The sequence below is a fragment of the Pseudomonas sp. P5_A12 genome, assembly GCF_056400685.1.
In genome coordinates this window covers 21013-27854 of sequence record NZ_JBFUKU010000046.1, presented here as the reverse complement: position 1 = coordinate 27854, position 6842 = coordinate 21013, and the positions used below count along the sequence as shown (strand labels likewise).

General features: G+C 58.6%; 7 protein-coding genes. 4 read left to right on the top strand and 3 right to left on the bottom strand.

Annotated elements, in window-relative coordinates; translation table 11 throughout:
* Window positions 1–439 (bottom strand): nicotinate-nucleotide diphosphorylase (locus AC1DSG_RS09465; protein WP_477790651.1); only part of this gene is annotated, 439 nt, incomplete at its 3' end.
* A 153-nt stretch (window positions 440–592) separates the two neighbouring features.
* Here AC1DSG_RS09465 and ampD point away from each other — a divergent pair.
* The 4 genes from ampD (at window position 593) to AC1DSG_RS09445 (ending at window position 4822) form a co-directional block, all read left to right on the top strand.
* Window positions 593–1153 (top strand): 1,6-anhydro-N-acetylmuramyl-L-alanine amidase AmpD, encoded by a 561-nt coding sequence (gene ampD / locus AC1DSG_RS09460; protein ID WP_477790650.1) that lies wholly within the window; start codon window positions 593–595, stop codon window positions 1151–1153.
* Window positions 1150–1986 (top strand): regulatory signaling modulator protein AmpE, encoded by an 837-nt coding sequence (gene ampE / locus AC1DSG_RS09455; protein WP_477790649.1) that lies wholly within the window; start codon window positions 1150–1152, stop codon window positions 1984–1986. The genes ampD and ampE overlap by 4 nt, the downstream gene beginning before the upstream one ends.
* A 248-nt stretch (window positions 1987–2234) precedes the next feature.
* Window positions 2235–4265 (top strand): methyl-accepting chemotaxis protein, encoded by a 2031-nt coding sequence (locus AC1DSG_RS09450; protein ID WP_477790648.1) that lies wholly within the window; start codon window positions 2235–2237, stop codon window positions 4263–4265.
* Between the two features lie 167 nt (window positions 4266–4432).
* The gene (locus AC1DSG_RS09445) at window positions 4433–4822 is read left to right on the top strand and encodes a hypothetical protein (protein WP_477790647.1); all 390 of its coding nucleotides are present in this window, start codon (window positions 4433–4435) and stop codon (window positions 4820–4822) included.
* Here the strand turns inward: AC1DSG_RS09445 and AC1DSG_RS09440 are convergent, their stop codons facing one another.
* Both AC1DSG_RS09440 and cra read right to left on the bottom strand, forming a co-directional pair.
* Entirely contained in the window at window positions 4823–5599 is a 777-nt protein-coding gene (locus tag AC1DSG_RS09440; protein WP_477790646.1) for a TatD family hydrolase, read from the bottom strand.
* A gap of 3 nt (window positions 5600–5602) precedes the next feature.
* Window positions 5603–6598, bottom strand: coding sequence for a catabolite repressor/activator (gene cra, locus AC1DSG_RS09435; protein WP_477790645.1), 996 nt, complete (start codon window positions 6596–6598; stop codon window positions 5603–5605).
* Window positions 6599–6842: the final 244 nt, after the last annotated feature.

The following is a 6842-nucleotide window of genomic DNA, read 5'->3' as shown; positions in this document are numbered from 1 at the left end:
GTGCCAGGCGCAGGCCGGGCAGGGTTTTACGGGTGTCGAGCAACTTCACTTGGGTGTTGGCGACAAAATCCGCCAGATATTGCGCACGCGTGGCGACGCCCGACAGCAATTGCAGGAAGTTCAGGGCACTGCGTTCTCCGGAGAGCAGCGAGCGCGCCGGGCCTTCGAGGTGGAACAGCGCCTGATTGGGTTTGACCCGTTCGCCGTCACACACCTGCCAATGCACCGCGACCCGTGGGTCCAGTTGCCGGAAAACCGCATCAACCCACRCAGTGCCGGCAATGACGGCGGCATCACGAGTGATGATGGTGGCTTTTGCCAGGCGTTCGGCCGGGATCAGCTGCGCGGTGATGTCGCCGCTGCCGATGTCTTCGCGCAACGCACGGCGTACGTTGGCTTCGATTTCGGCGGTCAAGTCGGCGAGACGTAGGTTCGGCATAACGGACTCCACAAACAAAGTGGCTCGATTATAGGGCCATGGCACGAGTCAACCCAAGGCCTCATAGACGTTCCATTCGTGGCAAGTGATCGCATCCGGAGGGTCTATCGCGGCATACTGGGCGCCAACACAGTCGTCGCTGAAGGAACCTGTATGCAGTTGGACCCCGCGAGCGGTTGGTGTCAGGACGTGCGTTTATGCCCCTCACCCAACTTCAATGCGCGCCCCTCGGGCGAAATTTCCCTGCTGGTGATCCACAACATCAGCTTGCCGCCAGCGCAGTTCGCCACCGGCAAGGTGCAGGAATTTTTCCAGAATCGTCTGGATGTCACGGAGCATCCTTATTTTGAAGGCATTGCTGACTTGCGGGTGTCAGCCCACTTTCTGATTGAGCGTGACGGCACTGTCACACAGTTTGTCTCTTGCAGTGAGCGTGCCTGGCACGCCGGTGTTTCGAGTTTCGAGGGCCGGGAAACCTGTAACGATTTTTCGGTGGGCATCGAGCTTGAAGGCACGGATGATCTGCCGTTCACCGATGCTCAGTATCTCGCGCTGACGGCTTTGACCCGGCAGCTGCAAAACGCCTACACCGGCATCACTGCGCAGCGCATTTGTGGGCACAGCGACATCGCGCCGGGGCGCAAGACCGATCCAGGACCGGCGTTCGACTGGGCACGCTATCGCGCGGCACTGGCAAAAGAGGAAGGACAATGAGTTTTCTGGTGTTGCTGTTGGCGGTGTGGATCGAGAAGTTCTCGGCACTGCGTCATCGGGTCCAACGTGATGGCGGTTGGGTGCGCGAGCTGAACAAGCTTGAGGTCACGCCACGTCTGATCGACCGGCCATGGTTGATCCTTATCATTATGGTGTTGCTGCCGGTTGCGCTGCTGGGGTTGCTGCTGGTGGTGCTGGATCCCGTGGCCTATGGTCTGCTGGCGTTACCGGTGCATTTGCTGGTGGTGATTTACAGCCTGGGCCGCGGCGATCTGCTGGCCGGCCTGGGGCCATTTCGCGATGCTTGGCGTCGGGAAGACCTGCAAGCCGCTGAGCATGTGGCCGAACGTGACCTGGATATTTGCGCCGAAAGCGCCGAACAATTGCTGGAACGGGTTGAAGCGCACCTGCTGTGGGAGGCTTACCAGAGTTTCTTTGCGGTCATTTTCTGGTACTTCCTGCTGGGGCCGGTTGCCGCCCTGAGTTATCGCTTGTTGGCACTGACCGAGGAACATGGGCAGAACCCGGCCGTGGTCGAGCGCGCGGCCCAATTGCGTCACGCCTTTGATTGGGTGCCCGTGCGGTTGCTGGCGGCGAGTTTTGCACTGGTCGGTAACTTTGTGGCGGTCGGCCGGGTGATGTTGAATGAGTTGCTGAACTGGAACATCAGCGCCGCTCAGTTGATCGAGAAGGTCGGGATGGTGGCCGGCGAAATTCCGGCCCCGGTCGTCGGACCGGATGGCATCAACAGCCTGGACCGGATCTGGGAGTTGCTACTGCGCGCGGCGGTGCTCTGGTACGCCGGTTTTGCGCTGTGGACTGTCTTCCCGTAGCACACCGATCCCTGTAATTGAAAGGACTCGCCCTCGCTGTCGTTGGCTTTCATAGAATGCCACCGTGGTGCATAGACGCCTCGGCTTGGGCGAGTCCATCCAATTACAGGGATGTGTTGCCCTTCGTTAACCTTAAGTTACAAAACATCCTGCCGATTTAAGATATACAGGGATAGCACTGAATAGTGGCTATCTGCCGCCAGTCAGCGCCTGAAAAATAAAAATAAGAACTCAAAGGGAGACTTCCAGTGAAGAGCTTGCTCTATCCCGCCGTCGCGCTGATGAACCGCCTGAGCTTCGGCATGAAGTTCAGCCTGATCAGCGTGCTGTTCCTTGTGCCCATGCTGGTTACCAATTTTTATCTGGTGCGCGACTCCTATCGTGAATTTCAGGGCACGCAAGTCGAACTTCAGAGCCTCGACCTGCTGGGCAGCGGCCTGACCCTTCGGCGAGACCTGGAAACCCTGAACAATCTGGTACAGATCAACGTCACGCTGGGCCAGTCCGGCAAGGCCGGCAATGTCGAGTCGAAGATCGGCACGCTGGAGCAAAATATCCTCACGCGCCTGCAGGGGATGACGGCCATGACCACTGATCCGGAGCAGATCACGGCTTTCGACGACAAACGCGATGAAATGGTCGCTGCGTTCAAGACCCAGCAATTGGAAAGCTCTGTGCAAAGCAAAAGTGGAATGATCGGAAAACTGCTTGGCAACGCGCAGATTTTCAGCCAGATCATCGCCACTCAGGCCGGCCTCAGTCGTGACAGCCAAAGCGATATGCGTCAACTGAGCGAACTGATCACAAGCGTCACTCCGCGTGTGACCCAACTGCTGGGCGAAGGCCGGGCGATGGGTTCCTTTTCGCTGGGGCAAGGCTTTATCAACTCTGCGTCGAGCACTCGATTTGATGAGCTGTTGGCACAGATCGAAAGGCTTCAGGGTGAATACAGCCTGAAGCTGCAGGACGCCTTGGGCTCCAGCAAGGCAGCGCGCGAAACCCTGGCTGCGCAAGCTGATAGCAGCAAGGCCTCGCTGAAAAAAGCCAGTGAGCTGTTCGAAGAAAAAGTGGTGATGGCGGACACACTCGATACACCCTGGCAGGGCTTTTACGATCAGGTCACCGGCCTGATGGACCAAACTTACCAACTCAATGAAGCCACGCTGAAGTTCCTCGGCACACAGTTGCAGCAGCGACTGGAGCAAAACCGCACCCACATGGTCTTGCAGACCGTGGCGCTGTCGGTGGTGTTTGTGCTGATTTTTTACCTTTACGGYGGCTTCTACGCTTCAACCCGCACCACCCTCAAGCGGCTGGGCGCAATGAYGGATAAGGTCGCAGCCGGTGACATGACGGTGACCTTTCGCGCGCATAGCCGCGATGAGCTGGGCGAGTTGGGCGAGGTGTTCAACAGCACTGTGAAGAAAATCCATGACCTGATCGAGCGCGTCGGCAAGACCGTGAATGAGGTCGAGCGTCAGGCCGGGCAGGTTCAAAGCGTTTCTACCCAGAGCAACCAGGCGGTGGCCGGGCAACGTACGCAGATTGAGCAGGTCGCCACGGCCATGAACCAGATGTCGGCCACCTCCCTCGAGGTGGCGCGCAGTGCGGCTGCGGCGGTCAGCAGCGCCCACAGCGTCAATGACGAGACCATCACCGGCCGCGGGCTGGTGGCGTCCCAGCAGGGCAGCATCGCGCAATTGGCCAGTGAGATCGATCAGTCGGTGCTGGTGATCAATCAACTGGCCAGCGACAGCCAGTCCATCAGCCGCGTGCTGGAAGTGATCAAAAGCATCGCGGAGCAGACCAATCTGCTGGCCCTTAACGCGGCCATTGAAGCCGCGCGGGCCGGAGAGCAGGGGCGTGGTTTTGCGGTGGTGGCCGATGAGGTCCGGACGCTGGCCAAACGCACCCAGCAATCGACCGAAGAAATCGAAAAGATGATCAGCAAGCTTCATAGCGGAGTCGGCGCGGCGGTGAAAGCCATGGGCATCAGTCATCAGGTGGCTGACGGCACGGTCGGGCAGTCGGAAAAGGTCCAGCAGGCGCTGGAAAACATCCTCGGCGCCGTCGGCATGATCGTTGACCAGAACCAGCAGATCGCTGCTGCTGTCGAGCAGCAGAATGCTGTCGCCCACGACATCGATCAGAACATTGTCGAGATCAACCGTGCCGGTGAGCGCACTGCAGAAGGGGCGCACCAGACCGAGGATGCCAGCCGTGCGTTGTCGGCTCAGGTGGTGGAACTCAAGCACCTGATCAGCGCTTTCAGGGTTTGAAAAAATCCCTGTGGGAGCGAGTTTGCTCACTCCCACAGATTTCACACACAATTTGTAGTGCTTTTTATTTTTTCGGGCGGATAATGGCCTGTTGTCCTCAGTGCTCTGATTTTTCGTCTTCAATGAGGGGGATCTTTCACTCGGGCTTGCCATGAGGAGGCGGGGTTATGTCTGTCGCAACGATCGGAGTCCAGGGGCGCTGCGCCCATTGCGGGTGTACCTGTGTGCTCGAAACCTGGCAAATCAATGCCATTGCGATCAACGAGTCGTTCGCCTGCACTCACTGTCATAAAGCCTTGCAGTTGATCGACCCGAAACAGATCAAGCGCTTCAAGTCTCTCGACTCACTGGCCATGCTCCGGGCGAGCACCCTGGTGATGGTGTGCACCGCGGTCCTGGTGGCGCTGGTCATGGAATGGATCGGAATGCTCAGCGTGGTTGAACAGCTGAATTTTTCGCTGATCGCGATTCTGGTCTACTACTCCATCAATCAGTTCGCCCGGCAACGGCAACACCTCACGCTGATTCTGGATGCCGCCAAGGCCCACGCCGACTGATTACCAGTTGAACAGCTCGCACGCATTGGCTGTGCTGGCTGCGGCCAATTGCTCAGGGCTGATCGCCATGATCTGTGCCAGTGCCGCGCAGATCGCCGGCAGGTGTGCCGGGCTGTTGCGTTGGCCGGGAAACATGGCCGGTGCCATGTCCGGTGAGTCGGTTTCCAGCACCACGGATTCCAGCGGCAAATCAGCGAGCACACGGTGCATGCGCAGTGCCTGCGGCCAAGTCGCGGCACCACCCAGACCCAGTTTGAAACCGAGCTTGATGTATTCGCGCGCTTCTTCCTTGCTGCCCGCAAAGGCGTGGATGATCCCTGCGTGTTTCAAACGAAAGCGTTTCAGTGTGGCAATCACTGCCGCATGGCTGCGCCGCACATGAATCAGCGCCGGCAGATTAAAGTCCGCCGCCAGTTGCAGTTGCGCATCGAACAGCGCCTGCTGGCGCTCTCGATCCAGGGTTTCGATGAAATAATCCAGGCCGATCTCGCCCACTGCGCATAACTGCCGATGGCCGGCCAGACGCGTCAGCCAGTCGGCGAGCTCACGTAAATCTTCAGGTCGATGATTTTCCAGGTAAACCGGGTGCAAACCGAATGCAGCATGCAAGTCGGGATCACTTTGCACCAGCTCCCAGACTCGCTGCCAATTCGCCTGATAAACCCCCAACACCACCATCCGCCGCACACCCAGGGCGCGGCTTTCGGCCAGTAGCGCCTGACGGTCCTCGTCGAAATCCGGAAAATCCAGATGAGTGTGGCTGTCGATCAGCTCCACGGTTCAGTCCCGGTGAATACGCTGCTTGAAAGTCCGCGCGATGGCCTGCACGCCGGGTTGGTAATCGGACTGCTCGATGGCGGCCAGTGCGAGCTCAAGGGCTTTATCGGCGATCAACTGATGCTGCTGAGCCATGGCGTTGACCGGCAGCGGCAGGAAGTCCAGCAGCTGCGTGTCGCCGAACGTACCCAGGCGCAACGGACGGGTTTTCAGCGGATAGTCGTGCAAGGCATCGAACACACCCTGAAGCAGCACGTAGGAGGTGGTCACCAGAGCATTTGGCAGATGTCCCAGACGCTGGAGCATTTCTTCCATCAACTGCTTGCCGCACTCGCGGCTGAACGATTCGCCGTGCTCGATCAACACCTCGCCCTGGAATCCGTCCAGCGCTTCTTTGAAGCCGGCCGCGCGTTCCTGGCTGATACTCAACTCGGGGCGCGCGCCGATCAAGGCGATCTGCTTGGGCAATGGGTCCAGTAGACTGCGGGTCAAGTGCAGGCTGGCCTCGCGGTCATCACTGATCACCGAGCAGAAATGCTCGGGTTCCATGACCCGGTCGATGGCGATGATCGGAATGCCTTTGGCCTGCAACTGGCGGTAGCTGTCRTCACCGGGCGGCAGGCAACTGGCGACGATCAGCGCGTCGCAGCGCCGGGCGCGGAACAGTTGCAGCAATTGCCGTTCACTGTCCGGCGCATCGTCGGAACTGGCGATCAGCAATTGATAGCCGCGCGCCCGGGCACCTTGTTCCAGCAGTTTGGCGATTCGTGCGTAACTGGGGTTTTCCAGGTCCGGCAGAATAAAGCCCAAGGTACGCGTAYGCCGACTGCGCAACCCGGCCGCTTGAGGATTAGGCGTAAAGCCATGCTGCTCGACGACCGCGCGCACGCGCTCGACAGTGGCACTGCTGATGCGCTGCTGTTCGGCCTTGCCATTAATGACATAACTGGCGGTGGTTACGGACACACCGGCCAACTGTGCGATATCACTGAGTTTCAACTCGGGATTTCCTTGTTTTTTCGAGCTTGCCCGACATTTTCGCCAATCCTACCCGAATCAGGCAGACGACTAATGTCCAAGCACATCCGACAAGTTGGGCTTCAAGGATGAGACATTATCGAGTAACGTGCCAAGTATTCTAGATTAAACGTTTCAGCAGGCGTATTTTCGGGACTGTAAGCACCTTTGGCCGGTTCTGCCGTGAAACCGCCAAAAGTGAAGATTAGGCGCCTAAGCTGATTCA

Bases quoted from the DNA above. Each gene is read 5' to 3' on its own strand.
- ampD (WP_477790650.1), top strand. From the start codon at position 593: ATGCAGTTGGACCCCGCGAGCGGTTGGTGTCAGGACGTGCGTTTATGC.
- ampE (WP_477790649.1), top strand. From the start codon at position 1,150: ATGAGTTTTCTGGTGTTGCTGTTGGCGGTGTGGATCGAGAAGTTCTCG.
- AC1DSG_RS09445 (WP_477790647.1), top strand. From the start codon at position 4,433: ATGTCTGTCGCAACGATCGGAGTCCAGGGGCGCTGCGCCCATTGCGGG.